The organism is Streptomyces sp. NPDC001027, assembly GCF_040299045.1.
In the GTDB taxonomy this organism is placed as follows: Bacteria; Actinomycetota; Actinomycetes; order Streptomycetales; family Streptomycetaceae; genus Streptomyces.
In genome coordinates this window covers 1-26,197 of sequence record NZ_JBEPBI010000057.1, presented here as the reverse complement: position 1 = coordinate 26,197, position 26,197 = coordinate 1, and the positions used below count along the sequence as shown (strand labels likewise).

Genomic DNA, 26,197 nt, shown 5'->3' with positions numbered 1-26,197 from the left:
GTTAGGTGTGCGATTACGTGGTTGCACTGATTCCTGATGCGATCGGTGGGCGGTGAGAGCTCCTGGGCCGCGCGCTGGCAGTCAATGGGCCCCGTCCTGGACGACTGTGCCGGTGACAGGCCATGCCCCGCGTTCCAGGAGGTCGAGGACGAGTGCGGCGATGTTCCAGGCGTCGTCCTCGCCGCGGTGATGGCGTCCCTCGAGCGGCAGTCCGGCGATCTGCAGGGCGTGACTCATGCCGGGTTTCCTGCGCAGTCCGTGGGCCGCGGCGAATACGGCCTTGGCGTTGGTGTGGCTGCGCTCCGTCGGATAGCCGAAGGGGTAGGCCACCGCGTCGGCCTGGCTCTGCCGGGCGAACTGCCGACGGTCGTACTCGCCCCAACTCGTCCAGGGGCGCTCGCCGGCCCCGTGCTCCTCGACGAGGATCCGGCAGGCCTCGCCGAAGGTGACGCCCCGTTCCACCTCGGCTTGGGTCAGTCCGGTCAGTTCGGTGCAGAAGGCGCTCACCGTCGACCGGGTGGGTCGGACCAGCACACGGTGCCGGGATACGCGGCGCCGTGCCGCCGCGTCCACGACGGTGAGACCGATCTCGATGATCTCGTTCACGGAGCCGGGCGGCGGCTGTCCGTCCCAGCAGGTGGCTTCCACGTCGATGACGTTCAGTAGAGCGGATTCATGGTGCATGGGGCCGAGGGTAGGGACGCGAGCCCGGATGCGGCACCCGAATTTCTGCACGTCCACGCCGTCACGGCCGAGAGCGACCCGGCGGCGGCGTTCGCGGCGACGTCCCTGCGAGGACTACGCGCTCCGCCGCATGAGGTCGGAGAGCGCGAGCCGGGAGGGGACCCCGAGTTTGCGGTAGATGCGGGACAGGTGTGTCTCCACGGTGCGCGGGCTCAGGAAGAGCCGCTCGGCGATCTCCCGGGTGCGCAGAGTCGTCGCCGCGAGTTCGGCGATCTCCCGTTCGCGGTCGCTGAGCAGGCCGAGGGGGTGCGCGCCGAGGGCGTCCCCCGACAGCTCGGCACGCGCCGCGGCCACCCGTTCCTCGACCAGCAGTGCTCCATGGACGCGGGCGACCGCCTCGGCGGCGTCGAGGTGAGCGAGGGCAGCGGCCGGGCCGTGGGCCTCGTGGAGGGAGCGGGCGCCGGTCGCCAGCGTCCAGGCGTACTGCACGGGCATGTCGGCGGCCCGGAAGGTCTCCGCGGCCAGTTCGAAGAGCTTGGCTGCCGCGTCGTGCTCGCCGTCGCTCATGTGGAGTTGGGCACGGGCGCAGCGTACGTACGCCTTCTGGACGGGCAGTCCGAGTCGGTCGGCCTCCGCCTCGGCGGCCCGGACCAGCCGGTGGGCTTCCTCGCCGTCGCCGCCGTCCAGCGTGGCCGTGGCCAGCAGTGAGAGCAGGAAGGGCCGGGAGAAGGGGCGGACCTGCGGCAGTCGCTTCGCTGCCCCGCCCTCCAGCAGCGTGCGTCGGCATCCGGCGGCGTCACGGGAGAGCATTCGGGCCTGGGCCAGCAGGCCCGTCGCCGAGGCGGACCACCAGCCATGACCGGCCGGGGTGGCGCCCGCGGCCTCCTGCACGAGCGCGACGGCCTCGTCGGCGCACTCCCGGCCACGGGCCCAGACGAGGGCCGTCGCGCGGATCGCCTGCGCGAGGGTGACCGCGGGCCGGACGCCGAGGGCGCGGGCCAGGCTCTCCACCTTCCGGGCATGCCGCTCGGAGGCCTCGAGGCGGCCGGTCCACTGTTCGGCCATGGCGAGTCCCAGGAGCCGGTGCAGCAGGATGGGCCGCTGCGGACCCGAGTCGGCGGGCGCCAGCCCCCGGCCCAGGTGGCGGACCGCGTCCTCGAACCGCTCCAGGTACAGCTCGGCGCTGCCGAGCAGGGCGAGGGTCTCCGGTGTGCGGCCGGCGAGCGGGTCCGGAAGAGCGTCCACGAGCCGGGCACAGCGGGTGACCTCGTCGGCGGCCTCGTTCAGGTCTCCCGCATGGGTGGCGCACAGGGCGTTGAGGACCCGCAGGACGGTGCGATCGACCCCGTCCGCGTCACTCGGCGTCCGCGCGGCTTCCCGGAGCAGGTCGCGTGCCTGGTCGTGCGCACCGCTGAGGACGTGGACCAGGCCGTACTCGATGATCAGTTCCACGGCCTCGGCCGGCAGCGGATCGGGCAGCGGTCTGGGCAGCAGGCCGAGGGCGGCGCCCGTGATGGCCGCCGCCTCCGCGTACCGGCCGAGCTGCCGTTCGGCGTTCGCGCAGACGGCGTGGGCCTGGAGCCACCGCCGCTCGCCGGCAACCGCGCGCCCGTGCGCCAGCAGTTCGTGCGAGCGCGTGCGAGCCTCCTGCAGCCGGCCCGAGGCGATCAGCGCGCGGCAGCAGGCGAGTTCCAGGTCGGTCCGGCTGAGGGAACCCATTTCCCCGTCCGCCCCCTCCGCCTCGTCTGCCCCGTCGGGCAGGGACTCCAGGGCCGACCGGAGCCAGTGTGCCGCGGTCTGCGGATCTCGTGCGGCGATCTCCGCGGCGCCCTCGGCCAGCACTCGCGCGGCGAGAGCGGCGTCCGCGCCCAGCAGGTGCTCGGCGTGGCGGGCCCGTTCGCGGGCCCGGCCGCCGCGGCCGGTGATCAGTTCCAGGGCGCGGCGGTGTGCGCGCAGCCGGAAGGACACACCGGCTCTCTCGTGCGCGACATGGCCGACGACGGGATGGCGGAAGGCGAGGCCGCCCTTCCAGTCGGCCGAGCGCACCAGCTCCGTCCGCTCCAGTTCGGCGAGTGCGTCGAGGGTGCTGTCCAGCCCCAGCCCGGAGATCCGAGCGACGTCCTGCGGACGGAACGGGCTGCCGAGGACGGCCGCCGCCGAGGCCGTGGCGGCGGCCTTCGGGGTCAGCGCGTCGAGTTCGGCGATCAGCGGCTTCGCTTCGCGGAGCAGTCCGGCGGTGTCGGCGCCGGGGCGGTCGGGCCAGTGCGCGGGCTGCCAGTCCGCCGCGGCGAGCAGACGCAGGTAGCGCGGATTGCCCTCGGCGGCCGCGCACAACCGAGCCGCGTAATCCTGTAGTCCGGCCGGGGCGCCCGACTCGCGACTCACGGGCGTGCCCCAGCGGGCGAGCAGTGCGGTGACGGCCTCCGGGTCGAGTGGGCCCGGTTCGATCCGCGTGACGGCGCCGGCCCGTACCCCGTCCTCCAGCGCCTCCAGCACCTCGGGCGCCGTCTGCCCGGGGCGGTGGGCCAGGGCGAGCAGGAACGGGCCGGGCGCGACGGAACGGACCAGCCGCACGAGCACCGCGGCCGACTCCGGATCGCACCAGTGGACGTCGTCCAGCACCAGGACGCAGCCCGCCGCCCACTCACCGGGCCGGTCCCGGACCTCGTCGAACGGCTTCCCCTTGGCGCCGCCCGCCCCCGGGTGCGCCTGGCGTGCCTCCCAGGCGTCCCGCAACACCTGGAACGGCGTGGAGTCTCCGCGTACGGCGTGGGCACGGACGACCGGGACGCCCCGCTGTGCGGCGAGGGCTGCGAGTGCCGTGGCAAGGCGCGTCTTGCCCATGCCCGGCTCCGAGGCGATCTCCACGACCGAGCCCCGGCCGTCCCGGAACGCGTCAACGGTTCGCGCGAGCGAGGAAAGCTCGGCTTCCCGGCCTACCGGGCGCTCACCGACAGCCGGTGTCAGCTCTGCGGTCATGGGTGCCGTTCTCTCTCTTGCAGGGCCCTGTCGCAGCAACCGTACATAAGCAGAACCGGGCGACCGTCTTCGGTTTCCGAAGCAGTCGCCGCACGTGAGCGTCGATGCCGACGCTTCCGTCGTCCCACGGGTGCGGCGGTCAGGGACGGCCCCGGGTGGGTCAGTCCGCTTCGAGTGCGCCCAGGAGGAGGGTGATGACGCGGGTGGCGGCGGACCACTGCCCGGGGGTGAGGTCGGGACGGTCGTCGGCGACGGACGCCGGGACGGGGGCGTCCTCGATACGCCATGCCAGGTCGGAGACGAGGATGTCGGCGCCGGTGATCTTCAGCCCGGACCTCCCCCGCTCAGGGGCGTACGAGGGGCCCGGCACCGTGCCGTACTCCACGTGCTCGACGCAGGCGAGATTGTCGGGGGTCTCCGAGGCGGCTGTCAGCAGCGCCTTGCGGAATGCGGCGGTGACGTCGGCGGGGGCGGCCGTGGCGCCCCTGGCTCCCAGCAGCATCCGGACCAGGTCCTGAACGGTTCCGGTCGCGCGTACGGAGTCGTCCGTGTGGAAGAGGCAGTGACGCAGCGTCCCCTGGGAGAGCCGGGCGCCCGAGAAGTCGGCGGGGCCGTGGAAGGAGGCGCGTCCCTCGCGCACGTGGGGCAGGCTGAACGACGCGTCGCCGAAGGAGGCGCCCGCGAAGGTCGTGCTCCCGTGGAACTGCGTGCCGGTGAAGTCTGCGTGAGCCAGTCGGCATCCGCTCACGTCGAAGTCGATCAGCGTGGCTCCGGAGAGCCGTAGGCGCATGTCCTCCCAGGGCTGCCGGTCGGCGCGGGGACGCGTGCGGTCGGCGAGCAGCCGCTGAGCCGCCCGCCGTGTTCGCGCTTCCGCGAACTGGGAGGGGGTGAGGGCGAAGACGTCGGCGGTGACGCCGAACGCCAGGGGCGTCCGCAGATACGAGCAGACGGCGTCCACCACACGCTGCCTGAGCTGGGGCTCCGCGTCCCCGAGTTCACCGAGGATGCGCAGGCCGGCGAGGCGCACCTCGGGGTCGGGGTCGGCGAGCTGACCGTGGTAGGGCGCGACAGTCTCGTCGGGGGTCAGCAGCCCGTCGCTCCCGTCGTCGGTCCCCGGCATGGTCGTGGTCCAGCCGAGGGGCCAGACCTGTCCTTCGGCGTGGGCGGTGTCGGAGAGCCTGGCGCCGGCGAGGTCGGCCACGGGGTGCACGAGGTGGACCCGGCCACCGAAGACGGCCCGGTGGAACAGCGTCTCGCCGCCGAAGCGCGCCTTCCAGAACCAGGCGGCTCTGTCGAACCGTGCGCGAGCGAACGACACCCGGCCGTTGAAACGCGCTCCGTCGCCGCCTTCCTCCCAGTCCTGGTAGTCGCCCTCCAGTACGGCCAGGGGCCAGAGCGGGTCGTCCTCGCCCGGTTCGTCCCAGGCGACGGGGCGCCATGCCTCGGCCTCCTCCCACGCCGGGTCGTCCTCGGAAAGTTCGTCCTCGCCCCGGCCGAACCAGGCGATCCCCTGGAAGCGGGCGCCCGAGAAGTCGGCGGCCGCCCGGAACCTGGCACGTCCGAACACGGCCGTGTCGCCGAACCGGGCGCCGGCGAAACGCGCCTCGCCCTCGAAGACCGCCCTCTGGAACAGCGCCTCCCCGCTGAAACGCGCGCCGTCGAACACGCACGCGCCGCCGAAGTGCGCGTCGGCCAAGCGGGCCCGGCCGAGACGACCGCCGCTGAAGTCGACGTCCGGCAGTACGGCGCCGGTCAGATCGAGGTCGAGGCAGTCCTCGCAGTCGGCGCCGCACCCGGCATCCCATCCGGCGCCGAAGTCGGCACCGCCATCGCCATCGGCATCGTCCGCGGCACCGGCCGGGGTCTGGTCCGAGGCCGGATGCCGGCGCGCCAGAGCGGCGAGTGTCGCGACTGCCTCCGTCCGCAGGCCGACGGAACCGTCAGAGGCTTGCGCGACCGGGCTGCGCAGGAAGCGGCAGACGGCCTCGGCCACGCGCCGTCGCTGCGCGGTTTCCGTGAGCGCCAGTGTCTCCAACTCCCGCAACGCAGCGTGGTGGAGACTGCTGTCCGGTCCGGCCAAGCGGTCGGCGGCACGCTGAAACACCTCGGAGGCCTCCGGCCGCGTCCTGGTCACCGCCTGCCATCGGCTTCTTCGACGAGTTCGGCGCGGAGCCGGCTGCGGGTGCGCATGAGGATCTTCCCGAGCATGTTCTTGCCGGTCCCGGTCCTGCCGCGACCCCAATAGTGATCGGCGGTGGTGTCCTCGACGATCTCTTCGTCCCCGGTGGACAGCAGAACCTCACGGATGTCGCGATGGGCACGGAACTTGGTCGTGACCGCACGGCGCATCACGTCGTCCTTGACCCGCTCCCAGTCCCTCCGCAGCGGCTTGGAGGCGTCACGGCCCAGTTCGGCCGCCCGCAGTGGTGTGCGAGCACGCCGGACGAGCTCGGCGTGGCGCGTGCCCGCGAACTTCTGCGCCTGGAAGTAGTGCTCCGAAGTGGGCCACCACAACCCGTCGAGGTCGAAGCCGTGATCGGAGAAGTTCGAGAAGCATCCGTACGGGACCTCGTCGGCGCCGTAGAAGTAGATCGTCATCAGGTCCCTCCTCGCGGGAGTCATTGAACCCCGCATGGTGTCAGACCCATGCTCCTGAAGCCGCACCCGAGCCCCGGTGGCCGGTCACTCGGGCCGCGGGAGGCAGTGGCCGCCTCCGCTGTCCGCTGTGATCAGATGTCCCTGAGGGAAAGGGCATGGCGATGGACGAAGACGAGTGCCTCGACCGCTACGGTCTGCACCCCGTCGGCGTGGGGCTCGACGAGGTTCGCGAACTACTCGGAGGGCAGATCCGGCTGGAGCGGCAGGCTCAGGGACGCGGCGACACCGAGCTGATGAAGTTGTGCTGCGTTCAGCTGTTCAACGCCGGCGGTCTCGAGGACGTGCTGCTCATCTGGCAGGCCAAGTCCGCCAGCATGGACGCCGACTGCTCGATCGACGTCCAGTCGCTGTGCGGAAGCGGACTGGCCAGGACGAAGGCGCACCTGTTGTCGCAGGGTCTCCCCGAAGCCGAAGCGGCGCTTCAGCGGCTGCTCGACTGCGAGGAGGCCGGTGACTTCGAGGACTTCTCCGTCGAGGCGCACTCCGCCCAGTACGCCGTCTACTACACGCCGTGACGGACATGCGGTCGGGCGGGGAGTCGCCGCCTACCGCACGTCGTGAAGCCAGGACGCGAAGCCCGCGGACTCGACTTCGAAGCCTTCGTCACTCAGGTCGCCGAGGTCCGAGGAGAACACCGCGGAGTCCGGATCGTCGGCACGCAGGAGGAACCCGCGGCCGCCGCTGTCGTCGCCGACGAGAAGGAATCCCGGTGCGCACTGGGCGACTTCGTAGGTGGCGTTGCGTTCGCCGATGCACCCAGCCGAGTAGACGGTCACACCGGCATCGGTCGTCAAGCCGTCCGTGACCTTCCACAGCGCCACGAGCGGAGCGGGAAGGTCCAGCGCGATCTCGGCCCGAGCCCGCGCCACATCGGCCGACGTGGCCGCCGCCGAACCGGTGACCGACTCTGTCATGTCGACGCTGCTCCTCCACCCTTGACGGACTCGGCGGGCCCTGCGCGCCCCGGCTCGTCCCGGGACGCGAGCCCGGCCCCACCGCCGGCACCACGCTCGTCGCGACCCGACCTTACTGATCCCATGCGATGCGGGCCGGCCCCCGCCGGAGGGATCACCGTGACCGACGCCGTGGGTGCGCTTCACCGCGAGCCAGCAGGCGGAACCGGCTATGGTGCGCGGATGTCGTACCGACTCGACGCCGTCGTGGGTGACTTCGACCGCTTGCGAAGCTGGGCCGGAGGAGTGCCGGGGGCGGTGGTCGCCCCGCTCAGGCAACGTATGGGGCTGCTGCCCCTTTCCGCCGCGCTCCGCGGTGACCTGCCGGACATGCTGGGCGACCTCTCACAAGGTGGGCCGGTGGCCCATGTGCAAGCGGACTTCTGGGGCGGCGAGGGGGATCAGACCGCTGCCTTGTGGCGGGCCGGTGTGCGGGAATGGGGGCCGGTGCACACCTCCGAGTTCAGCGGTCCGCGGGAGGACTGGCCGATCAACGCGGCGCTCGCCCGGCTCGGTGTGGCTCCGGCGGGCCCCGGCGCGGCGGACCACCGCGATCTGTTCGTGGAAGTGGGCCTCGGCGAGGGGCGGGACGAGGAGGACTGGCGCCGGGCCGCTCTGCAGGCCTGCGACGTGGCCGACTACGACGATTGGCATGTGGGAGAGCAGGTCAAGCGCGAGCACGAGGAGCGAGCCGCAGCCGAGCGAGCCGTTTCCGAGCGGCTGCAGGGCATCCCGGCGCCCCTCGACGGCAGGGAGATCATGACGCTGCTCGGCCTGCCCCAAGGCCGGACGACGGGGGCGGCCATCCGCCACCTCCGGCAACTCCACCTCGACCGAGGCCCCCAGTCCCGTGAGGAGGCCGAAGCCGCACTGCGCGCCTGGGCGGCGGAGCAGGGCTTGAACCCCGTCACCGCAGTGCCGGCGGACACGACGTCGCCGCACGTTCGCCGCCCGGCGTCCGCCGACGAGAACCTCGCCCGGGGATCCGGTCCGACCGAGTAGGGGCACGCCTCCGCCCCGTGCCCCGGCGGCGGGCAGTTCACAGAGCGCGGCTCTTCCCGACGCCGGACCCGGGGCCGGACCGCAGTCGCGCCGGCAGGGGGAGAGGATCGCGCAGCCTGGCCACGTGGCGCCGGTAGGCCCGCGCCTCGGCCGAGGCGTCCGGGACGGCGGCGAGGCGGTCGGGAAACATGACTCCTCCCCCATGCGGTCGGGTGCTCGTCCCGAACCGGTTCCCGTGCAGACGGCCCGTCACCAGTCGGCCCGCGCGACGGTCGGCCTGGAACCAGACCTCGCGGCGGTTGCCGAACAGCACGACGCTCTCGCTGAGATCGCGTACGTCGGTGAACACGTCGAAATCCCAGTCGCCCGGGACTCCCTGCGAGGCGTGGCGCCCACGCAAGCGGTGCATGAACCGGGGCAGGTCGACCGTCGCGCCGAAGGGAATCACCGCGTCGGCGTAGGGCTCGCCGGCGAGGAAGTGGATCTTGAACGCCAAGCCGTACAGCCGCCCGTGCACCTTCTTCTTGACGTACAGGGAGAACGTGTCCGAGTCGTCAAGGCTCCAGCGGTCCACGGCCCGGACCCGCCGGCTCAGGTGCTCGAACGACAGCGTCCGGCTGTCCACCAGCAGGCCGGGGATCCGTTCTACCGAGCCGTGCAGCAGATAGAGGCACATCAGGTCCACGGGGTGCGTGTCGTGTGCCAGCCGCGTGAAGAAGCCATCGGAAAAGCCGTCCCGCAAAGGTGTCTCCAGTCGAGTGCGCCTGATCGGCGGTTCGCCTGATCGGCGGTTCGGTTCGGTTCGTTCGGTGCTGGTCCCGGTGCGGAGACCGTGCCGGCGCCAAGGCTCCCACCGCCGGGTGCGGGCCGGCCGCCGGGGGTACCCGCATCGCCTCCGCGTGATCGGCGGGAAGCGGTCGTGTCGCCCTGCCGTGGGAATCCGCAGGTCAGCGGCGCAGGCGGTGGAGAACGTCCCGGACTGACGGGGGGTCAGGTCGACTCGGGGGGAAGTGTGCCGGAAGTCCGCGTTGCCGTGGTGTGTGCCGTATCACGCGCATCTGATGCCGCCCAAGTTGTCTGAGTCACAGCGGAAATGTCCATTTAGCCTCCATGCTCGAGACACACAGCGACTCCCGAAGCGGAGCCCCTCGGCATGGGCGCGAAGTTCCGAAGTGGCCCATGGCGCCGTCCTCGTGACGTTCCTCCTCGTTCCCCTCGAAAGGGTGCCCACCATGGCCGCTTACCTCTGTCCCCCTGCCGTGATCCACGGCGAGCACACCGTGCAGACCAGCCAGATCGTGGCGGAGGTCCGCGACCGGCACCCGCACGCGCCGTGGGCGCCGCGGATCGACGGCATCGCCGCCGGCACCGGCATCGAGACCCGCGGCTGGATGCTGCCGCTGGAGACGGCCGTCGCACCCGGCGACGGCGGCGGCCTGCGGGCCTGCGGTGTCGGGGCCGCCCAAGAGGCGCTGTCCCGCGAGGGGTTCACCCCGCAGGACGTGGACCGCGTGACAGCCGCCCTCGAGTCGATACCCGTGCCGCAGACCGTCCAGGAGCGCACCGCGCCGGCCTGGGAGGCGGTGCAGTCCTACGGGGAGCGCGCGGCCCGCGGAGCCCTGCAGATCGCCGGACTGGACGCCGCCGACGTCGACTGCCTGATCACCAGTCACTCCACCACCCCGGCGCTGCCCGGTCTCGACGTCGCCCTGGCCAACAGGCTCCAGCTCCGCAGCGACGCGATGCTGCTGCCCGCCACGCAGTGGGCCTGTGTCGCGGGAACCCGCTCCCTGGCGCTGGCGGCGGATCTCGTGGCCGCGGACCCCGACCGGGTGGTGCTGGTGGTGATCTCGGAGGCGCTGAGCACGACGTACCAGCCCGCGGACGACACCCTGGAGTCCCTGATCGTCCGGCTGCTGTTCGCGGACACCGCGGTCGCCGCGGTGGTCACGGGCCGCCCGAGGCCCGAATCGGCGCTGCGGCTCGACGCCGCCTGGCACCACACCCTGCCCGGCACCCAGGACCTGCACCGCTTGGAGACGCGGGCGGACGGCGCCCACTTCGTGATGGACCGGCGCGGGCCGCGCGCCGTGCAGGACACGGTCACCGCGATGTGGGAGTGGCTGCGCCTCCGCTACGAGGACGCCCCAGACGCCTGGCACCCCGACGTGCTGCTCGCGCACCCCGGCGGGACCCGCGTACTGGAGTACATGGAGCAGACGATGCCCGACAGCTGGCCGACGGGTCTGCTGGACTACAGCCGGGCCAGCTACACCACCGGCAACCGCGGAGGCGCCGCCGTGTTCGACATCCTGAGGCGTGCGCACGACGCCGGTCAGAAGTCGGGCGACCGCGCTGTCCTGTACGCGGCGGCGCCGGGCCTCACTGCCACCGCGTTGGAAGGGGAGTGGCTGTAGGGAGCAGCCCGCCCGTGCCCCCGGTACGAGCCGCATCGCCTCCCGGTCTCACGCCTCCAGGTCCCCCCCCCGGCCCCACGCCTCCAGGCCGCCCGGTCTCACCCCCGTCCCACCGCCCCGGCCCCGCCGCTCCGGCCCGCCCGCCCCCGGCGCCTCGCCGCCGCCGCTCGCGCCCCCGGTGTCGTGTCACCGCGAGACTTCCGCCCAGACCACCTTGCCGGTGTCCGTCCACCGGACCCCCCACCTGGTGGTGAGCCGGTGCACGATGTGCAGTCCGCGCCCGCCGTCGTCGAGCAGGCCGCCCCTGCTCAGACGCGGCCTGCCGTTGCCGGTGTCGCCCACCTCGCACAGCAGGCCGTGACCGGCCCTGATCAGCCGCACGGTGACGGGGCCCGCGGCGAACCGCACCGCGTTCGTGACGAGCTCGCCGACCAACAGCGTCACGTCGTCCCGGACGTCGTCCCGGGTGTGCCACTGGCGCAGCAGGGTGTCGACGTGCGTGCGGGCCCGGACGGGCGCGTCGTCGCGGGCGGGCAGCCGCCAGGTCGCGGTGTCCTCCTTGCGGTAGCCGATCGTGCGCACGAGCAGCAGAGTCACGTCGTCGCGCCGCCGTACGGGCGCCAGCGTGGCGACGATGTGCCGGGCGGCCTGCTGCAGGGCGTCCCAGGGGTGCACCGCGGACATGGTGGCGGCCAGTCTGTCGATCCCCTCGTCGATCGACAGGGCCGGGTCCTCCACCAGGCCGTCGGTGTAGAGGGCGAGCAGAGAACCCGGCGGTGCGTCGAAGGTGTGGACGTCGAACGGCTCCCGCAGCGCGAACTCGGCGCCGAGGCCCGGATGAGGGGTGACCGCGAGCGGGCCCGCCCGGCCGTCCGGAAGCACCATGACCGGGGGGAGATGACCGGCGCTGGCGAGCGTCACCCGGTGACTGACCGGGTCGTAGAGGGCGATGCAACAGGTGGAGCCGAGGGCGCTGTAGCCGGCCGCAAGCCCGGAATCCGCGTCGTCCAGCAGGGTCACGGTCTCGTCCAGGTGCTCCAGCACCTCGTCGGGGGCCAGTCCCGCGGACAGCAGGGCGCGGGCCTCCATGCTCAGCTGGCCCATGGTCGCCGCGGCCCCCAGACCGTGCCCCACGACGTCTCCGACCACCAGCGCGGTACGCCCGTCGGGCAGCGGGAAGCTGTTCACCCAGTCGCCGCCGACGCCCGCGCTGTCCGGGGTGGCGGGCTGGTAGACGCTGGCGATCTCCATGGTGTGGCCGCTCCTGCGGGGCAGCAGCCGGCGCTGCAGCGCCAGCACCTGGGTGTGCTCGCGGTGGTGCTGACGGGCCAGGTCGACGTGGTGGGCGGTCCTGGCCACCAGTTCCTGCAGGTCGAAGAGCTCGCTGTCGCGGAAGGGGCTGTCCGCCCGCCGCCAGACCTCCGCCACGCCCAGCACGACGGGCGGCGTGCCGTCCAGCACCAGCGGTATGCACGCCACGCTCGCCGACCTGTCGCCGGGGACCAGGGCGCGGATCACCCGGGGACTGCCGAGCAGCCGCTCGACCGCCTCCCGGTCCGGTATGACGATGGCCTGCGGCGCGTCGTCCCGTCGCACCGCCTGCGCCAGGAGGCGGCTCGCGTCGTTCGGGAGATCGTCGCCGGGGGTCGTGTAACCCGCGGGCCACACCCGGTCCGGCACCAGGGCCGCCCGCCGCAGCCGGATGCGTCCCTGAGCGTGCTCGGTGACTCCCTCACCCGTCCACACCGCGAAGTCGAGGTCGACGGCGGCCACGTCTCCCCACGCCAGCAGGGACTCCGCCAGTGACTGCGCCGTCTCGCCGATGTCGAGGGAGGTGCCGATCGCGGTCTCGGCGGCGTACAGATGCAGCCGCCTGGCCATGGCGATCAGGGAGACGGTCAGGCCCTCCTGGGGCGCCGCCGCGGGCAGGATGCTCATGGAGACCACCAGCTCCGACCCGTCGCCGCGCCGCAGACGCTGGATCCGGGCGACGTGCGCCTCGCCGATCTCCAGGACCTGCCGCAGCCGCCGGGTGACCGTGGGCACGTCACCGGGCGGCAGGAGATCGGCGAAGGGGCTCCCGATCACGGCGTCCAGACCCCTGAACACGGCGGCGTCCAGATTGCAGCGGGTGATCCGCAGCTCCCTGTCCAGGTTGACCACGCCGAGGATCTGGTCGTGAGGGTCGGCTGCCGGCTCGTCGGGCGGGCGCGGCCCGGCGGCGCGGCCGCCCTCAGTGCCTGCGGGGCCCGCTGCCGCTGCCGGCCCTCCGCGCGGGGAGTAGCGTCCCAGGGCGCGGCTGAGCAGGTCGAACGGGGATGAGGACGAGGACGACGGCGTGCAGTCCATGCTGCTCTCTCGGCATTCCCCGGCCCAGCGCCGGGTGTGTTACTCGGACCCGTGCGACGGGGCCCCGAGATCCCTGACCGCACACCTCATTGAATAACACCGGGCGTCGCTTCGCCCACACCAGCGGATCGCGTGACGGACACGGAGGGTGAGGAGCACCGGCGGGCGACGGGCCCGGCGCGGCCCGGTGCTTTTGCCGACGGCTTGGCGGCCGGCGCTCAGGCGGGCTTGCGCCACACCGAGACGTGCTTGCCGGAGTCCTGGGTGAACGGCGACCCGTCCCAGTCGGCGACGCGGCGCTCCAGCTCGAGCCCGGCGATCCGGGCCATCAGGTCGAGCTCGGCCGGCCAGGCGTACCGGTGCCGTGAGGCGTCCCGGCGGTAGCGGCCGTCGTCGCCGTCGCGGGTGAGGTGGTGGGAGACGAGGATCTGCTCGACGAGGTCGAAGGTGTCGAAGCCGAGATGCCGCTCGGACACGTCGAACGGCGCCGCGACCTGGCCGGGCGGCAGGAACCGCAGCGGGGGCACGCCCAGCTCGACGACGAATCGGCCGCCGGGCTCCAGATGGCGGGCGGCGTTGCAAAAGCATGCGACCTGCTCGTCCTGCGTGAGCAGGTTCGTGATGGTGTTGTAGACCAGATAGACCAGGGTGAACTCGCCGGCCACGACAGTGGTGGCCATGTCCCCGACGGTCACCGGGAGCGCGTCCTCGCCGATCTTGCGGCGCAGCTGCGCGGTCATGTGCTCGGACAGCTCGATGCCCGCGACCGGCACGCCGCGTTCTTGGAGCGGGACGCCGACGCGTCCGGTCCCGATGGCGAACTCCAGCGCCCGGCCCCGGCCGGCGAGCTCGGCGAGGAAGGCGAGCGTGGGTCCCAGCACGGCGGCCGAGGACATCGTGGTCTCCTCGGCGTCGTAGCGGTCGGCGGTCGCTCGCGTCCATACCTCACTGCTCGTCATGAGCCGCCACTCTGTCGGGCGTCGGGGGATGCTGTCGACGGCTTTTCCGCCCTTGCGGAGAAGGAGGGAAAGCGCTTTCCGGATGTATCGGACGCCGAGGGCCGCCCTCGTGGATCTCGGCCTGTCCGCCGTCTTGACGAGTTCATTGCCATCCTCAAGCATGCCCAGAGCGCGAGTCCTTCTGTTCGGTTCTGTTCGGCTCTGTGTTGTGAAAGGGAGTGCTGTGTCTCCTCGGCATCGCATCGTCCGGGCGCTGGCGCCCGCGGTTCCCCTGGCGCTCGGCGCGAGTCTCATGGCCGCCCCCGCGGCGAGCGCCGATCCGGCGCCGCTGAGCGCGGTCACCGTGCGCATCGACCCGTCCTACCGGCAGCAGGAGTTCGAGGGCTGGGGCACCAGCCTCGTCTGGTTCGCCAACGCCACGGGCCGCTACCCCGACCCGATCCGACGGCGCCTGGTGGACATGCTGTTCGGTGCGGACGGCCTCGGCCTGACCATCGCCCGGTACAACATCGGCGGCGGCAACGCTCCGGACGTCCGCACGGACTACATGAAGCCGGGCGCCACCATGGAGGGCTTCTGGAAGGCCCCCGCCGGGACCACCCGGCGCGACGTCGACTGGTGGGATCCGAACGACCCCGACCACTGGAACGCGGACGCAGACGCCGGCCAGCGCTGGTGGGTGGACCAGATCAAGGACAAGGTCAGCCACTGGGAGGCCTTCAGCAACTCGCCGCCCTGGTTCCAGACGGTCAGCGGATACGTCTCCGGGGGCTTCGACGCGAGCACCGACCAGATCCGCGCCGATCGCGTCGACGACTTCGCCGCGTACCTCACCGGGGCGACCGACCGACTGGAGCAGGCCCACGGCATCGCGTTCGACACGATCGACCCGCTCAACGAGCCCAACACGCCCTACTGGGGAACCCAGATCGGCGCGGACGGCCGGCCCACGGGCGGACGCCAGGAGGGCGCCCACGCGGGCCCGGAACTCCAGCAGAAGGTGATCCTCGCACTCGACAAGGCCCTGCGCGGCGCGAGGACGAAGGCGCGGGTCTCCGCGATGGACGAGACCAACCCCACTGTCTTCACCCAGAACTGGAACGCCTACGGCGCTCCCGCCCGCGCCGCCGTCGACCAGCTCAACGTGCACACCTACGGCACGGGCATGCGCACCAGCGCGCGGGACATCGCCAAGGGCGCCGACAAGAAGCTGTGGATGAGCGAGGTCGAGGGCACCTGGGGCGTCGGCACCGACTTCACCGGCATGGAGCCGGGGCTCGGCATGGCCACCCGGATGGTCGAGGACATGCGTGAACTGGAGCCCTCCGCCTGGGTGTTCTGGCAGCCGATCGAGGACGCCGTCCCGCAGGCCGCGGCGGGCAAGAACTGGGGCAGCATCCACGTGCCGTTCAACTGCACGGCCGAGGACACCCTGCAGACCTGCCCGATCCGCACCAACTCCAAGTTCCACACCATCCGCAACTTCACCCACTACATCCGTCCGGGCGATCACTTCGTGAAGGCCGACGATCCGTCGAGCGTCGCGGCGGTGCAGAGGTCCGGCCGTACGGCGACCGTCGTGCACGTCAACGGCGGCGCCTCCGCACGCGCGGTGACCCTCGACCTCTCCCGCTTCGGCAGGATCGCGCCGGGGGCCGCCGTCACGCCCGTGGTGACCAGCGCCGACGGCGCCCTGGTACGAGGCGCGCCGGTCCACGTGAGCGACCGGACGGCCACGCTCGTCGTTCCCGCCAAGTCGGTCACGACCTTCCTCGTCGACGGGGTCGGCGGCGTGGCGCGCGACGCCGCGCTCGTCCAGCCGGGGCACGTCTACCGGCTCCAGGGGACGCAGAGCGGGAAGTCGCTCACGCCGTCGGACGCCGGCGACGGCGTCGTGCTGCGCACCGACGCCGCCGACAGCGCACAACAGCTCTGGTCCGTACGCAAGTTGACCCACGGCATCGGCAACCGTGAACGCTACGCCCTCGCCCGCGCAGGGACCGGCGAACTGCTCACCGTGCGCGACGACCAGGCCGTTCTGGAGAAGCCGCAGAAGGGCGGGGTCGCCGAAGCGGCACAGTGGATCATGTCGACGACCGGCGACGGCGCCTGGACGTTCGTCAACGCCGCAACCGGCCGGCTGCTCGACGTCGCCGGACAGTCGACCGCGGACGGGGCCAGGGTGTCCACCTACACCCCGACCTCCGCGGCGAACCAGCGCTGGTCCGTGATCGACGAAACCGTTCTGCGCACCGAACCCGCCGACGCGTTCACCGTGCCGGGGCTGCGGCCGGAACTGCCGAAGACGGTGACGCCGGTGTTCCGCGACGGCGCCCGCGGCGCGCTCCCCGTCGTGTGGAGGCTTCCCGCCGACCGCACGTGGCGGGCCCCCGGGACGGTGCGGGTCGCCGGCGAGGCGACCGACCCCCTCGGCCGCAGGCTGCCCGCGGTCGCCGTCGTCACCGTCGACACGATCTCCTCGACCCTCGCGGGCCGCGCCAAGACCTACGTCGGCGGCACGCCGGGCCTCCCGGCCACCGTCGTCGGCGTCGGCCGCCACGGCGGCCGGGTCGACCTGCCGGTGACCTGGGACCCGGCTGCCGACGGGTCGTTCGACACCGCCGGGGTCGTCGCCGTGCGGGGCGTCGCCCGGATCGTCGGCGGCGGCACGGTCGACGCGACGGCGCGGGTGCAGGTCACGGAACCCGTGCAGACCAACATCGCCGCGGACGACGGCGTCCTCGTCGCGGCCACGTTCACCGAGAGCGGGTACTCCGCGGAGCGCCTGCGCAACGGCAACCTGTCCGAGAAGGCCTGGTCCAACTGGAAACCGGGGACCGCGAAGAACCCCTCCGACACGATCACGTTCACCCTGCCCCGGGCACGTGACCTGACCCGGATCGTCACGCACTTCTACCGGGACGGGAGCAGCGCCTCGTTCCCCGAGACGCTGAAGGTGCAGGTCCGGGCGGCCGCTACGGGGGAGTGGACCGACGCGGGCGGCCCCGTCGCGGTCGGCGTGGAGGGCACGCCGGTGGTCGACGTCCCGGTGGCGGCGAAGGCGGCGTCCGCAGTGCGGGTCGTCATGGCGGCGCGCCCGGGCGGCTACATCACCGCCGGTGAGATCGAGGTGTTCGCCAAGGCCCCGGGAGTCGCCTCGGACGCGGGCGTCGCGTCGGTCGAGGTGTCGGGCACGCCGATCGCGTCGTTCGACCCGGAGACCGCCGACTACCGGGTCGTCACCCGCGTCCCGAGCCGCAGCCGGGTCACGGCGACGGCCCGCGACCCCTACGCGAAGGTCGCCGTCGTGTATCGCGACGAGCCCGGCGGACGGTCGGCGATCGTCACCGTGACCGGCGAGGACGGATCGCAGACCCGCACCTACCGGATCCGCCTCGTCCGACGCTGAGGCCGCGCCGGCCGTGCCTCATCCGGCAGTCGTCGGCCGGGTGCGACGTGCGTAGGCGCGAGCCGCGCGGGCGCGGTCGCCGCATCGGGTCGAGCACCAGTGGCGGCGTCCGTGCCGCAGCAGGTAGCGGGTGCAGGGGGCGGAGCCGCACGCGGTGAGGCGTGCGGCGTCCGCTCCGGTGAGCAGATCGGCTGCGTCGGCGGCGAGGGCCGCGAGGGCGTGGTCCAGGATCCGGTCGGTGGGGTGCGGGGTCGCGCGGGAGAAGCCGCCGTCCTCGTCCCACCGCAGGAGCGGGGCGGCCGGCGCCCGGGTGAGGGCGTCGTTCACGGCGGACAGGGCGGCGGGCGGGGCCGGAAGCGCGGCGACGCGCGCGGCGAGCAGGGCCCGGACCTGCTCCCGCAGGGAGCGCAGTCGCCCGGAGCAGCTCTCCTGCAGTCCGGCGTCCGCCGGTGCGAGGCCGTGCTCCGCGAGCCACCGGTCGGCCCCGGCCGGTGTGCCGAGACGGTCGGCGAACCGGCCGCCGGTCAGCGCGACGGTGCTGTTGACGAGGGCGAGCGCCGGGTACTGCTCCTCGCCCGGCGCGGGCGGCGCGGCCGGCTCGGTGTCCGCGGACATATCCATGAGTCTCATGGTACGGCTTGCCGTCATCCGTGAGAAACGGCTAGAGTTTCTCACGGATACAGTCGTCTCATCCGTGAGGTGTTTGCCGTGACTTCTTCTGTCGAGACCGTCGAGCCGTTTCCCGTCCGCGTATTCGGCGGCCCGACCGCCCTCTTCGAGTACGGCGGCCTGCGCATCCTCACCGACCCCACCTTCGACGACCCCGGCGACTATCCGACGCCGGGAAGGCCGATGCTCACCAAGACGGCGCCCTCCCGCGGCGGCCCCGCCGATCTCGGCCCCGTCGACGTGGTCCTGCTCTCGCACGACCAGCACGCCGACAACCTCGACCGCTCCGGCCGCGCCCTCCTCGCCGACGTGCCGCTCACCCTCACCACCCCGGCGGGCGCCGAGCGCCTCGGCGACCGCGCCAGGGGTCTGGCCGACTGGGAGTCCGTCGCGCTGGACCGGCCCGGCGGCGGAGTCGTCACCGTGACCGGCGTCCCGGCCGTCCACGGTCCCGGCCCGCGCGAGGAGATCGAGCCGATCTCCGGACAGGTCGTCGGCTTCGTGCTGACCGGGCAGGGGCTGCCCACCGTGTACGTCAGCGGCGACAACGCCTCCCTGGACGCGGTCCGGGAGACGGCCGCGCGGTTCGGGCCGGTGGGCACCGCCGTCCTCTTCGCCGGCGCGCCCCGCATCGCCGGCCTCTACGACGGAGCGGCCCTCGTCCTGGACAGCGCCCAGGCCGCCGAGGCCGCGCGGATCCTCGGCGCACGCCGCGTGGTCCCGGTCCACTACGACAGCTGGTCCCACTTCACCGAGGGCGGCGAGGAGCTGCGGGACGCCTTCGCGGCCGCCGGGCTGGCCGACCGTCTGGACTGGGGGAGCGCAAGCCGTCCGGCGGACCGGCGGTGACGCGCCGCCGGTGTGTCCGGGGGCGGACGCCCCTGGACGTACTGGTCGTCTCCTAGGCGGCCGCCTTCGCGGCGGCTGCCTTGCCCTTGGCGACGGCCTCCTCGTGAGCCCTGGCCTTCGAGGCCTCGGCCAGCGGGATCAGCTCGGCCATGGCGGGATTGGAGTGCGCGGCGGTGAGCTCGGGGACGATGAACTCGACCGTCATGCCGAGCATGTCGCCCAGGACCGCCTGCAGGTAGTTCTGCACGTACTCGTAGCCCTCGCGCGGAGTGCCCGGGGCGTAGGAGCCGCCGCGGCTGGCCACCACGTAGACCGGCGTGCCCCGCACCGACGACTGCTCGGCAGGCGCGGTGCGGCCCATGAGGATCACCTGGTCGAGCCAGGTCTTCAGCGTCGAGGGGACCGTGAAGTTGAGCATCGGCGCGCCGATCAGCACGGCGTCCGCGTTCTCCAGCTGCTCGATCAGCTCCTGCCGCGGAGCGAAGGCCGCGGCCTGCTCGTCGGTGCGGTCGGCGGGAGCGGAGTACCCGGCAGAGGCGGTGAGGGCGTCCAGGTGCGGCACCGGGTCGTCTGCCAGGTCCCGGTAGATCACGGCGCCGTCCGGGTGCTGTTCCTCCCATGCCCGGCGGAAGGCCGCCGTGACCGAACGCGAGGTGGAGGCGGACTCGGGGAAGAGCGATGAATCGAGGTGCAGAAGCGTGGCCATGAGAAGTCTCCAGGGCAAGGGGACGGCATGACAGGACGTCGGTAAGGAGCTGCCGTTCCGTGTGTACCTATTGATAGCACAGCACCTTACTTTTTTTCAGCTACTAGGAAGGCTGCCGTACACTTCCGGCATGGACGAATCGGCCACGGAGCCCTGCAAGACGGTGGACGGCGGGATCACGCGCGTCTTCGTCCTGCTCGGCAAGCGCTGGACCGGCCTGATCGTGGCCGTGCTGATGGAGCGTCCGGTGCACTTCGCCGACCTGCGGCGGGCCATCCCGGGCATCAGCGAGCGCATGCTGTCGGACCGGCTGACCGAGCTGGGCGCCGCCGGGCTCGTGGTGCGCGAGGTGGACGCGGGGCCGCCGCTGCGCGTGGCGTACCGGCTGACCGAGGCCGGCGCCGCCCTCGGGCCGGCTCTGGCGGAGCTACGGGACTGGGCGGAGCGGTATCTGCCGGAGGGGCGGCACGGATCATGCCGCGGCGCGGCGACCGGCGTACCGGGGGAGTGAGCCCGCCGACGGCGGCGCGGCGCCGGCGACCCGCGTGATGCGAGGCCGGCTCCACTGCGGAGCCCGTGGGTCAGCCCGTGACGGGGGTGCGGATGGCGGCGATGTCGAACTGCAGGCGCACCTTCTCGCTCACCATGGCGCCGCCCTCCGCCAGACGCGCGTTGTACGTCAGGCCCCAGGCGGAACGGTCGATCGTGGTGGTGCCGTCGAAGCCCGCGCGCTCGTAGCCGAACGGGTCGACGACGTGGCCGAGGTAGGTGAGCTCGAGGACCACGGGCCGTGTCACGTTCCTGATGGTGAGGTCCCCGGTCATGCGATAGACGTCGGGGCCCGCGAGCTGTACGGCGGTGCTGGTGAAACTCATCCGCGGATAGGCCGCCGCGTCCAGGAAGTCACGGCCCGTCAGGTGGGCGTCCCGTTGCTCCACGCCGGTGTCGACGCTGGCGGTGGCCAGCACGATCTCGGCGCGCGAGCGGGCCGGGTCGCGGCCGTCGAAGTAGAGGCGGCTCTCGTACCGGGTGAAGGCCCCGCGCACCGTGGTCACCAGGGCGTGCCGGACCGAGAATCCGACACGGCTGTGCGCGGGGTCGATCATCCACTCGCCGGTCAGCGCGGCCAGCGCGGGATCCGGCCGGCCCCCGGAGTCGCCGGGGGTGAACTCGGCCGGATCGGCGGGCAGTCGGGCGGCGGCGGAGGGCGCCGAACGCCGAAGGGCGGCTCCGCGGGTGAACAGGTTCATGATTCACGTGGTTACTGCACGGGCTGACGCCGCTGCAAGCCCGTGCCGAGAGCGCCGCCGGTCCGAATGCGTACCGAAGGGTTCATAGACGGCCATCGTCGGCCGGGGCGCTACAACATCCACACACGGCCGTCACCGAACGGGAAGGGCCCGACCGGACTCCACGGGCCGCGGTCCGGCGTGCGCGTGGCGGGTCCCGGTCGGGACGTGCGGTGACGGGCCGCGGTCGGGGTGCGGACTACTGCGTGTAGAACGTGGCGTCGGCCCGGTCGGTCGCCGTGCCGGGAGTCTGGACGTACAGCAGGTAGTTGTAGTGGCGGATGTAGCGGCCCGGGAGGTTGTACGACTCGTAGGACACGCCCGCGGAGTCCGCGAGGCCGGCCTGGGCGGTGAAGGAGGCGTCGCCGGCGAACAGCGCCGTCCCGTCGTTCTTCTCCACCCACACCTCGTTGTTCCTGTGGCGCAGGAAGTAACCGGGGAAGTTCGCCGACTCCAGGGAGACGGTGCCCGTGCCGGCGAGACCGGCGACGACCCGGAACTGCGAGTCGGCCAGCGGCGCGACGTTCGCCTCGATCTTGGCGCGGTACTCCCAGTGCCGGACGAACCGGTCGGGGAAGTTGTACGAGGACAGCCGGATCGGGGTGAGGCCGTCGGCGACCGGGATGCCGAAGTCCGGCGTGCCGTCCGCCTTCCAGTAGATCTTCTGGACGCGGGTGCGGCGGTTGGGGTCGTTGAGCGGGGAACCGCTGATGTTCTTGTAGCTGCGGTCGTGGTACACGAGGATGTCGGACGTGCCGTCCTCGGAGACCGTGAACTGGTTGTGCCCGGGGCCGTACTGGCTGGTGGCGGCGTTGCTGGCGAAGACCGGGCCCGTGGACTTGGCCCAGGACGAGGCGCTGAGCAGGTCGGCCGAGGCGGACGCGGTCAGCATGCCCATGCAGTAGTTGGCGTCGGTGGCGCTGGCCGAGAAGGTCATGAAGACCTTGCCGCCCCGCTGGATCACGGCCGGGCCCTCGTTGACCGTCTCCCCTCCGGCGGTCTCCCACGAGGCGGTCGGCCGGCTGATCATCACCGGGGCGCCGGTGATGGTCCAGGGGTCGGACATCTGGGCGAGGTAGATGTTGGTGCCGGGGCCGACGGCCGGGTCGTTCTGCGCCCAGGCGAGGTAACGGGCGCCGTTGACGGTGAAGGTCGTCGCGTCCAGGGAGAAGGTGTTGAGCGGCAGGGCGATGCGCCCCTTCTCCGTCCAGGTCCCCGTGATCGGGTTCGCGGCGGTGCACTGAAGGACGTAGGGCCGGATGTTCCAGATGTTCTCGGCGTCCCCGGCGGCGAAGTAGACGTACCACGCGCCGTCGATGACGTGGATCTCCGGGGCCCAGATGTGCGCGCCCATCGCACCGGTGGCGTGCTTGGTCCAGATGGTCGTCTCGGCGGCCGAGGACAGCCCCTGGATGGTGGTGGCGCGGCGGAGCACGATGCGGTCGTACGCCGGCACCGTGGCGGTGAAGTAGTAGAAGCCGTCGGTGTGCTTGTAGATGTGCGGGTCGGCCCGCTGCTCGGCGACGGTGTTCGTGTAGGTCACACCGGGTGACGCGGGCGCGGCGGCGTGAGCGGTACCGGCCGAGACGCCCGTGACGGTGGCGGCGGCCGAGCCGGCGATCATGCCGAGGACCGTTCGGCGGCTGAGCTCAGGTGTCACGGAGTACTCCCTCTGGTGCGGGTGCGGGTGCGGGTGCGGGTGCGGAGGCTGCGGGAATGCCGCCCCTCGCCATGGCCGGTATGTCGAACAGCGTTCGTAAACTCGGCCAAAAGATAGGTTCTGCACTTGCCCCGGTCAACACTTCCGTCACAGGGGTCGCGTGCGCCTCCCGTGACTTCGCCGTGCCGAAGGGGGCGAAGGGGGCGTCAGGCGACCGGCATGCGTTCGACGAAGTGCTCCAGGTCCTCCGGCGTCGGCCGCAGCAGGCCGTCGCGCAGCGCGAGGGCCGTGGCCTCGGCGCGTGAGGCGCTGCCCGTCTTGCGGAGCAGGTGCTCGACGTGACTGTGCACGGTGCGCGGGGACAGGAACAGGGCCTGGGCGATGGCCTGGTTGGTCTGTCCGCGGGCGGCCCGGGTGAGGACCTCGAGCTCGCGCGGGCTCAGGCCGTACGGCAACTCGGTGGGCGTCTCGGTCACGAGAACCGCGTCCCTGGTCAGCGGCGACCCCGCGGTGCTCCGGCTCAGCACCACGCGCCGCCACTCACGGCCCACGGGCCACAGTGCCCGCAGCCGCCGGCCGCCCGCGGCTGTGAACGCCCCGACCAGACAGGCGAACGCGGCGTCCGCCAGCACCTCGGCCGGCTCACGGCCGGGCAGGTCGATGACGCCCGCCGCCGTGACCAGGCTCGCGCCCGCGCCGGACGGCAGGTCGCCCGCGTCGCCGGTGTGCGCGACCGGGTCGGCGAGGGCGCCCAGCGCCGGCAGTACCGAGGAGAGCAGCCGCCGTGCGTCCGTGTCGTACGCGCCGGAGCCCTCGACGGACAGGTTGATCAGGCCGACCAGGCGCCCGCGATGGCGCAGGGCCCCGGTCAGCGCGTCCCGGAAGCCGGCCGGGCGGACCCGCTCGGCGTAGAACCAGCCGTTGCGGAACCGCTGTCCGCCGGACGTCGTGTCCTCCGCGTCCTCGGTGATGGACGGGGGCAGCGCCTGCCGGACGACGTTCGTGTACCAGGGGGTCGAGGTGAACTCGGCGGCCAGCGACTCGGACGTCCCGGCCGGGTAGCCGATGCCCGCGAGCTGGACGTGCACACCGGTGCGGGGGTCGATCGCCAGCAGGGTCGCCGCGTCGAGGGGCAGGGCACGCCCGAGTTCGTCCAGGGCCTGGGCGCAGGCCGAGGCGGTGTCCCGTTCACGGGTGAGCATGCCGATGCGGGCGGCCGCCGCGAGCTGCTGGTGGCTGATCATGGCGGGCCTCCGGGAACCCACGACAAGTGTCGTTTGGTCCCTAACGGTATGGCTCTTCGGGCGGTCCGACAAGCGGTTCGCCGTTTCGTGACCGAAGTGCGTCGGCGACCGCCCGCTGTCCGGGCCGGTCGGTATTTGTACGGATGGCGGCGCGGGTCGCCCGGGTCTTTCCTGTTCGGCACAGCCCGACGCCCGATGCCAGCGAGGCCGGGCCGCGACCCGCGGAGAGCGCCGCCATGAACAGATTCCCGTCCCCGCCCCCCTCCTCGCGCCGGCAGTTCCTCGGCCTGTCCGGCGGGACCCTCGCCGCCGCCCTGCTGGGCGCCGCGGGCTGCTCGGCGCCGGGCGGGGGCGCGAGCTCCGCACAGGCCGCGGGGGCGTCGGGCGCCGGAGCGAAGACCCTCACGAAGATCGGTCTGGACTACCCGTTCACGCAGATCCCGCTCTACTCGTCGCTCGTCAAGCTCTCCACCGGCGCCGGGAAGAAGCGCGGCGTCTCCCTGGTGACCACCAACGACGCCGCGAACGCCGACGCCCAGGCCGGCAACCTGCGCACCTGGGTCGCCCAGAAGATCCCCGCCATCGTGTCGTTCCCGATGGTCTTCGAGGCGACCGAGTCGATCGCGAAGGCCGCGATGGACGCCGGCCTGATCTGGGTCACCTACGGAGGGTCGCTGGAACACCAGAGCGCCGACATCCAGTTCAACTTCCTCAAGGGCGGCACCCTCCTAGGCGAGGCCGCCGCCAAGTGGGCCCAGGAGCAGCTCGGCGGCAAGGGGAAGATCGCCTTCCTCACCGACGACACCATCCAGCTCGGCCGCGAGCGGACCAAGGGCATGATCGACGCCTTCACCAAGGCCGCGCCCGGCATCGACGTCGTCGCCCGGGAGCAGGCCATCGACCCCGACACCGGCCTGTCGAAGACCCGCGCGGTGCTCGCCAAGCACCCCGACCTCAACCTCGTCCTCGGGGTCACGGACGCCGCCGCGTACGGCGCGTACAAGGCGCTCCAGCAGACGGGCCGCGCCACGACCGACGCCAAGACCTTCGTCGGCGGCCAGGACGGCGCAGCCCCCTCCCTGCTGGCGATCAAGCAGGGCACCTTCTACCGGGCGTCGGCCGCCCTCGCGCCGCAGGACATCGCCGACGCCGTCGTCGACGTGCCCCTCGCCGTCGCCGCCGGGAAGGCGAACCCGAGCGCCCAGGTGCCGATCGCCCTCGTCGGGCCGGGCGACGCCGCGCGCATCGACGCCCTCCTCGCCCAGAACGTCTAGGCACGGCCGGCATGACCGAACCCACGCTCCGCATCCGCGGCCTCGGCAAGTCGTTCGGCGGAGTGCGCGCCCTCGACGGGGTTGACCTCACCGTCCCGGCGGGGCAGGTGCACGCACTCCTCGGACACAACGGCGCCGGCAAGTCGACCCTGATCAAGTGCCTCGGCGGGGCCTACCCGCCGGACACCGGCACGATGGAGATCGACGGAACCGTCCACACGCGGCTCAGCCCGCGCGAGTCCATCGCCGCCGGAGTGGCGATCATCTTCCAGACGCTCAGCGTCGTCGACTCCCTCACGGTCGCCGAGAACATCTTCCTCGGCCAGGAGTGGACCCGGTACGGGACCGTCCACCGGCGCGCCCAGGAGGAGGTGGCGGCGGGCCTGCTGGAACGGGTCGCCGCCACCTGCTCACCGCGCGACCGGCTCGGCGAACTGTCCATGGGGCAACGGCAGTTGGTGGAGATCGCCAAGGCGCTCAGCCGCAGCGCCTCGGTGCTCGTCCTCGACGAGCCCACCGCCGCCCTGTCCGGGGCCGAGAGCGACGCCCTCGCAGCGCGCGTGGAACACCTGCGCGCCCAGGGCCTGGCCATCGTCTACGTCACCCATCTGCTCGCCGAGGTGGAACGCCTCGCGGACGCGGTGACGGTGCTGCGGGACGGCCGCGTCACCCATCGCTCCACGGTGGCGGGACGCACCCGGCGCGAGCTGGTCGAGGCCGTCGCCGGAGCCGCCTCCGCCCCGCACGGCCCGGCACAGCGGCCCGAGGCGCCCGGCGGGCCCGGCGAACGGGGCGACCGGCCCGGGACGACTCCGGCCGCGTCCGACGCCGCGCCGCGTCCGCGCCCGGGACGCCCCGGCTCGGCCCGCCTCACGGTGAAGGACCTGCGAGGACCGGGCTTCGGACCCGTGGACCTGCACGTCGCCGAGGGCGAGATCGTGGCGCTGTACGGCCTCATCGGAGCAGGCCGCACCCGCATCCTCGAGACCCTCTTCGGCAGCCGCCCCGCCGCGGGAGCACCGGCAGCCCGGTGCTGGCGCTGCGCGCCCAGACCGAGCCGCCCGCCGAGACCGCGGGGGAGCAGCCGGCCGGCGAC

General features: G+C 72.7%; 21 protein-coding genes. 8 read left to right on the top strand and 13 right to left on the bottom strand.

All coding sequences use genetic code 11. The annotated features are described in order from the left end of the window. Positions 1-81 precede the first annotated feature (81 nt). From ABT300_RS18050 to ybiA, 4 genes are all read right to left on the bottom strand, one after another. Positions 82-684, bottom strand: coding sequence for a 3'-5' exonuclease (locus ABT300_RS18050; RefSeq protein ID WP_351676444.1), 603 nt, complete (start codon positions 682-684; stop codon positions 82-84). A gap of 114 nt (positions 685-798) precedes the next feature. Next, a complete protein-coding gene (locus ABT300_RS18045; protein WP_351676441.1) occupies positions 799-3,663 on the bottom strand; it encodes a LuxR C-terminal-related transcriptional regulator in 2,865 nt (954 codons plus the stop codon). 160 nt (positions 3,664-3,823) lie between these two features. Further along, positions 3,824-5,767 carry a pentapeptide repeat-containing protein gene (locus tag ABT300_RS18040; protein ID WP_351676438.1) on the bottom strand — a complete coding sequence of 648 codons (1,944 nt, stop codon included), beginning with the start codon at positions 5,765-5,767 and terminating at the stop codon, positions 3,824-3,826. A gap of 26 nt (positions 5,768-5,793) precedes the next feature. Then, positions 5,794-6,261, bottom strand: coding sequence for a riboflavin biosynthesis intermediates N-glycosidase (ybiA, locus tag ABT300_RS18035; protein ID WP_351676435.1), 468 nt, complete (start codon positions 6,259-6,261; stop codon positions 5,794-5,796). Between the two features lie 155 nt (positions 6,262-6,416). Here ybiA and ABT300_RS18030 point away from each other — a divergent pair, with 155 nt between their 5' ends. After that, entirely contained in the window at positions 6,417-6,836 is a 420-nt protein-coding gene (locus tag ABT300_RS18030) for a hypothetical protein (protein WP_351676433.1), read from the top strand. A gap of 30 nt (positions 6,837-6,866) precedes the next feature. Here the strand turns inward: ABT300_RS18030 and ABT300_RS18025 are convergent, their stop codons facing one another. Beyond that, positions 6,867-7,235 (bottom strand): SMI1/KNR4 family protein, encoded by a 369-nt coding sequence (locus ABT300_RS18025; protein ID WP_351676431.1) that lies wholly within the window; start codon positions 7,233-7,235, stop codon positions 6,867-6,869. A 222-nt stretch (positions 7,236-7,457) separates the two neighbouring features. On the opposite strand from ABT300_RS18025, the gene ABT300_RS18020 reads away from it, so the two are divergent. Then, positions 7,458-8,276 carry a hypothetical protein gene (locus tag ABT300_RS18020; protein WP_351676428.1) on the top strand — a complete coding sequence of 273 codons (819 nt, stop codon included), beginning with the start codon at positions 7,458-7,460 and terminating at the stop codon, positions 8,274-8,276. 37 nt (positions 8,277-8,313) lie between these two features. Here the strand turns inward: ABT300_RS18020 and ABT300_RS18015 are convergent, their stop codons facing one another. Continuing rightward, positions 8,314-8,952 (bottom strand): hypothetical protein, encoded by a 639-nt coding sequence (locus ABT300_RS18015; protein ID WP_351676490.1) that lies wholly within the window; start codon positions 8,950-8,952, stop codon positions 8,314-8,316. A gap of 556 nt (positions 8,953-9,508) precedes the next feature. Here ABT300_RS18015 and ABT300_RS18010 point away from each other — a divergent pair. Continuing rightward, complete coding sequence (locus ABT300_RS18010) at positions 9,509-10,693, top strand: type III polyketide synthase (protein WP_351676425.1); 1,185 nt, start codon at positions 9,509-9,511, stop codon at positions 10,691-10,693. A gap of 186 nt (positions 10,694-10,879) precedes the next feature. On the opposite strand, the gene ABT300_RS18005 is transcribed toward ABT300_RS18010, so the two are convergent. Further along, positions 10,880-13,042, bottom strand: coding sequence for an ATP-binding SpoIIE family protein phosphatase (locus ABT300_RS18005; protein ID WP_351676423.1), 2,163 nt, complete (start codon positions 13,040-13,042; stop codon positions 10,880-10,882). A gap of 218 nt (positions 13,043-13,260) precedes the next feature. Further along, positions 13,261-14,001, bottom strand: coding sequence for a class I SAM-dependent DNA methyltransferase (locus ABT300_RS18000; protein WP_351676419.1), 741 nt, complete (start codon positions 13,999-14,001; stop codon positions 13,261-13,263). A gap of 223 nt (positions 14,002-14,224) precedes the next feature. On the opposite strand from ABT300_RS18000, the gene ABT300_RS17995 reads away from it, so the two are divergent. Continuing rightward, complete coding sequence (locus ABT300_RS17995) at positions 14,225-17,410, top strand: glycoside hydrolase (RefSeq protein ID WP_502977956.1); 3,186 nt, start codon at positions 14,225-14,227, stop codon at positions 17,408-17,410. A gap of 18 nt (positions 17,411-17,428) precedes the next feature. On the opposite strand, the gene ABT300_RS17990 is transcribed toward ABT300_RS17995, so the two are convergent. Then, positions 17,429-18,031: an ABATE domain-containing protein gene (locus tag ABT300_RS17990; protein WP_502977955.1), complete on the bottom strand. Its 603-nt coding sequence runs from the start codon at positions 18,029-18,031 to the stop codon at positions 17,429-17,431. A gap of 87 nt (positions 18,032-18,118) precedes the next feature. Here ABT300_RS17990 and ABT300_RS17985 point away from each other — a divergent pair, with 87 nt between their 5' ends. Beyond that, positions 18,119-18,928 carry an MBL fold metallo-hydrolase gene (locus tag ABT300_RS17985; RefSeq protein ID WP_351676413.1) on the top strand — a complete coding sequence of 270 codons (810 nt, stop codon included), beginning with the start codon at positions 18,119-18,121 and terminating at the stop codon, positions 18,926-18,928. A gap of 52 nt (positions 18,929-18,980) precedes the next feature. Here the strand turns inward: ABT300_RS17985 and ABT300_RS17980 are convergent, their stop codons facing one another. Beyond that, positions 18,981-19,634 carry an FMN-dependent NADH-azoreductase gene (locus ABT300_RS17980; RefSeq protein ID WP_351676410.1) on the bottom strand — a complete coding sequence of 218 codons (654 nt, stop codon included), beginning with the start codon at positions 19,632-19,634 and terminating at the stop codon, positions 18,981-18,983. A 130-nt stretch (positions 19,635-19,764) separates the two neighbouring features. Here ABT300_RS17980 and ABT300_RS17975 point away from each other — a divergent pair, with 130 nt between their 5' ends. Further along, on the top strand, positions 19,765-20,145 hold the full coding sequence (locus tag ABT300_RS17975; RefSeq protein WP_351676407.1) for a winged helix-turn-helix transcriptional regulator: 381 nt from the start codon (positions 19,765-19,767) through the stop codon (positions 20,143-20,145). A 70-nt stretch (positions 20,146-20,215) separates the two neighbouring features. On the opposite strand, the gene ABT300_RS17970 is transcribed toward ABT300_RS17975, so the two are convergent. From ABT300_RS17970 to ABT300_RS17960, 3 genes are all read right to left on the bottom strand, one after another. Continuing rightward, positions 20,216-20,884, bottom strand: a complete 669-nt coding sequence (locus ABT300_RS17970) for a YceI family protein (RefSeq protein ID WP_351676405.1) — start codon at positions 20,882-20,884, stop codon at positions 20,216-20,218. Between the two features lie 238 nt (positions 20,885-21,122). Continuing rightward, positions 21,123-22,547 (bottom strand): family 43 glycosylhydrolase, encoded by a 1,425-nt coding sequence (locus ABT300_RS17965; RefSeq protein WP_351676485.1) that lies wholly within the window; start codon positions 22,545-22,547, stop codon positions 21,123-21,125. Between the two features lie 242 nt (positions 22,548-22,789). After that, positions 22,790-23,827: a helix-turn-helix transcriptional regulator gene (locus tag ABT300_RS17960; protein WP_351676402.1), complete on the bottom strand. Its 1,038-nt coding sequence runs from the start codon at positions 23,825-23,827 to the stop codon at positions 22,790-22,792. Positions 23,828-24,063: 236 nt separating this feature from the next. Between ABT300_RS17960 and ABT300_RS17955 the strand changes: the two genes are divergently transcribed. Continuing rightward, complete coding sequence (locus ABT300_RS17955; RefSeq protein WP_351676400.1) at positions 24,064-25,101, top strand: sugar ABC transporter substrate-binding protein; 1,038 nt, start codon at positions 24,064-24,066, stop codon at positions 25,099-25,101. 11 nt (positions 25,102-25,112) lie between these two features. Beyond that, positions 25,113-26,197 (top strand): ATP-binding cassette domain-containing protein (locus tag ABT300_RS17950; RefSeq protein WP_351676398.1); only part of this gene is annotated, 1,085 nt, incomplete at its 3' end.

Coding starts and splice junctions, on each gene's coding strand:
- ABT300_RS18050 (WP_351676444.1), bottom strand. CDS start 684: ATGCACCATGAATCCGCTCTACTGAACGTCATCGACGTGGAAGCCACC.
- ABT300_RS18045 (WP_351676441.1), bottom strand. CDS start 3,663: ATGACCGCAGAGCTGACACCGGCTGTCGGTGAGCGCCCGGTAGGCCGG.
- ybiA (WP_351676435.1), bottom strand. CDS start 6,261: ATGACGATCTACTTCTACGGCGCCGACGAGGTCCCGTACGGATGCTTC.
- ABT300_RS18030 (WP_351676433.1), top strand. CDS start 6,417: ATGGCGATGGACGAAGACGAGTGCCTCGACCGCTACGGTCTGCACCCC.
- ABT300_RS18025 (WP_351676431.1), bottom strand. CDS start 7,235: ATGACAGAGTCGGTCACCGGTTCGGCGGCGGCCACGTCGGCCGATGTG.
- ABT300_RS18020 (WP_351676428.1), top strand. CDS start 7,458: ATGTCGTACCGACTCGACGCCGTCGTGGGTGACTTCGACCGCTTGCGA.
- ABT300_RS18015 (WP_351676490.1), bottom strand. CDS start 8,952: ATGTGCCTCTATCTGCTGCACGGCTCGGTAGAACGGATCCCCGGCCTG.
- ABT300_RS18010 (WP_351676425.1), top strand. CDS start 9,509: ATGGCCGCTTACCTCTGTCCCCCTGCCGTGATCCACGGCGAGCACACC.
- ABT300_RS18005 (WP_351676423.1), bottom strand. CDS start 13,042: ATGGACTGCACGCCGTCGTCCTCGTCCTCATCCCCGTTCGACCTGCTC.
- ABT300_RS18000 (WP_351676419.1), bottom strand. CDS start 14,001: ATGACGAGCAGTGAGGTATGGACGCGAGCGACCGCCGACCGCTACGAC.
- ABT300_RS17990 (WP_502977955.1), bottom strand. CDS start 18,031: ATGGATATGTCCGCGGACACCGAGCCGGCCGCGCCGCCCGCGCCGGGC.
- ABT300_RS17980 (WP_351676410.1), bottom strand. CDS start 19,634: ATGGCCACGCTTCTGCACCTCGATTCATCGCTCTTCCCCGAGTCCGCC.
- ABT300_RS17975 (WP_351676407.1), top strand. CDS start 19,765: ATGGACGAATCGGCCACGGAGCCCTGCAAGACGGTGGACGGCGGGATC.
- ABT300_RS17970 (WP_351676405.1), bottom strand. CDS start 20,884: ATGAACCTGTTCACCCGCGGAGCCGCCCTTCGGCGTTCGGCGCCCTCC.
- ABT300_RS17965 (WP_351676485.1), bottom strand. CDS start 22,547: ATGATCGCCGGCTCGGCCGCCGCCACCGTCACGGGCGTCTCGGCCGGT.
- ABT300_RS17960 (WP_351676402.1), bottom strand. CDS start 23,827: ATGATCAGCCACCAGCAGCTCGCGGCGGCCGCCCGCATCGGCATGCTC.
- ABT300_RS17955 (WP_351676400.1), top strand. CDS start 24,064: ATGAACAGATTCCCGTCCCCGCCCCCCTCCTCGCGCCGGCAGTTCCTC.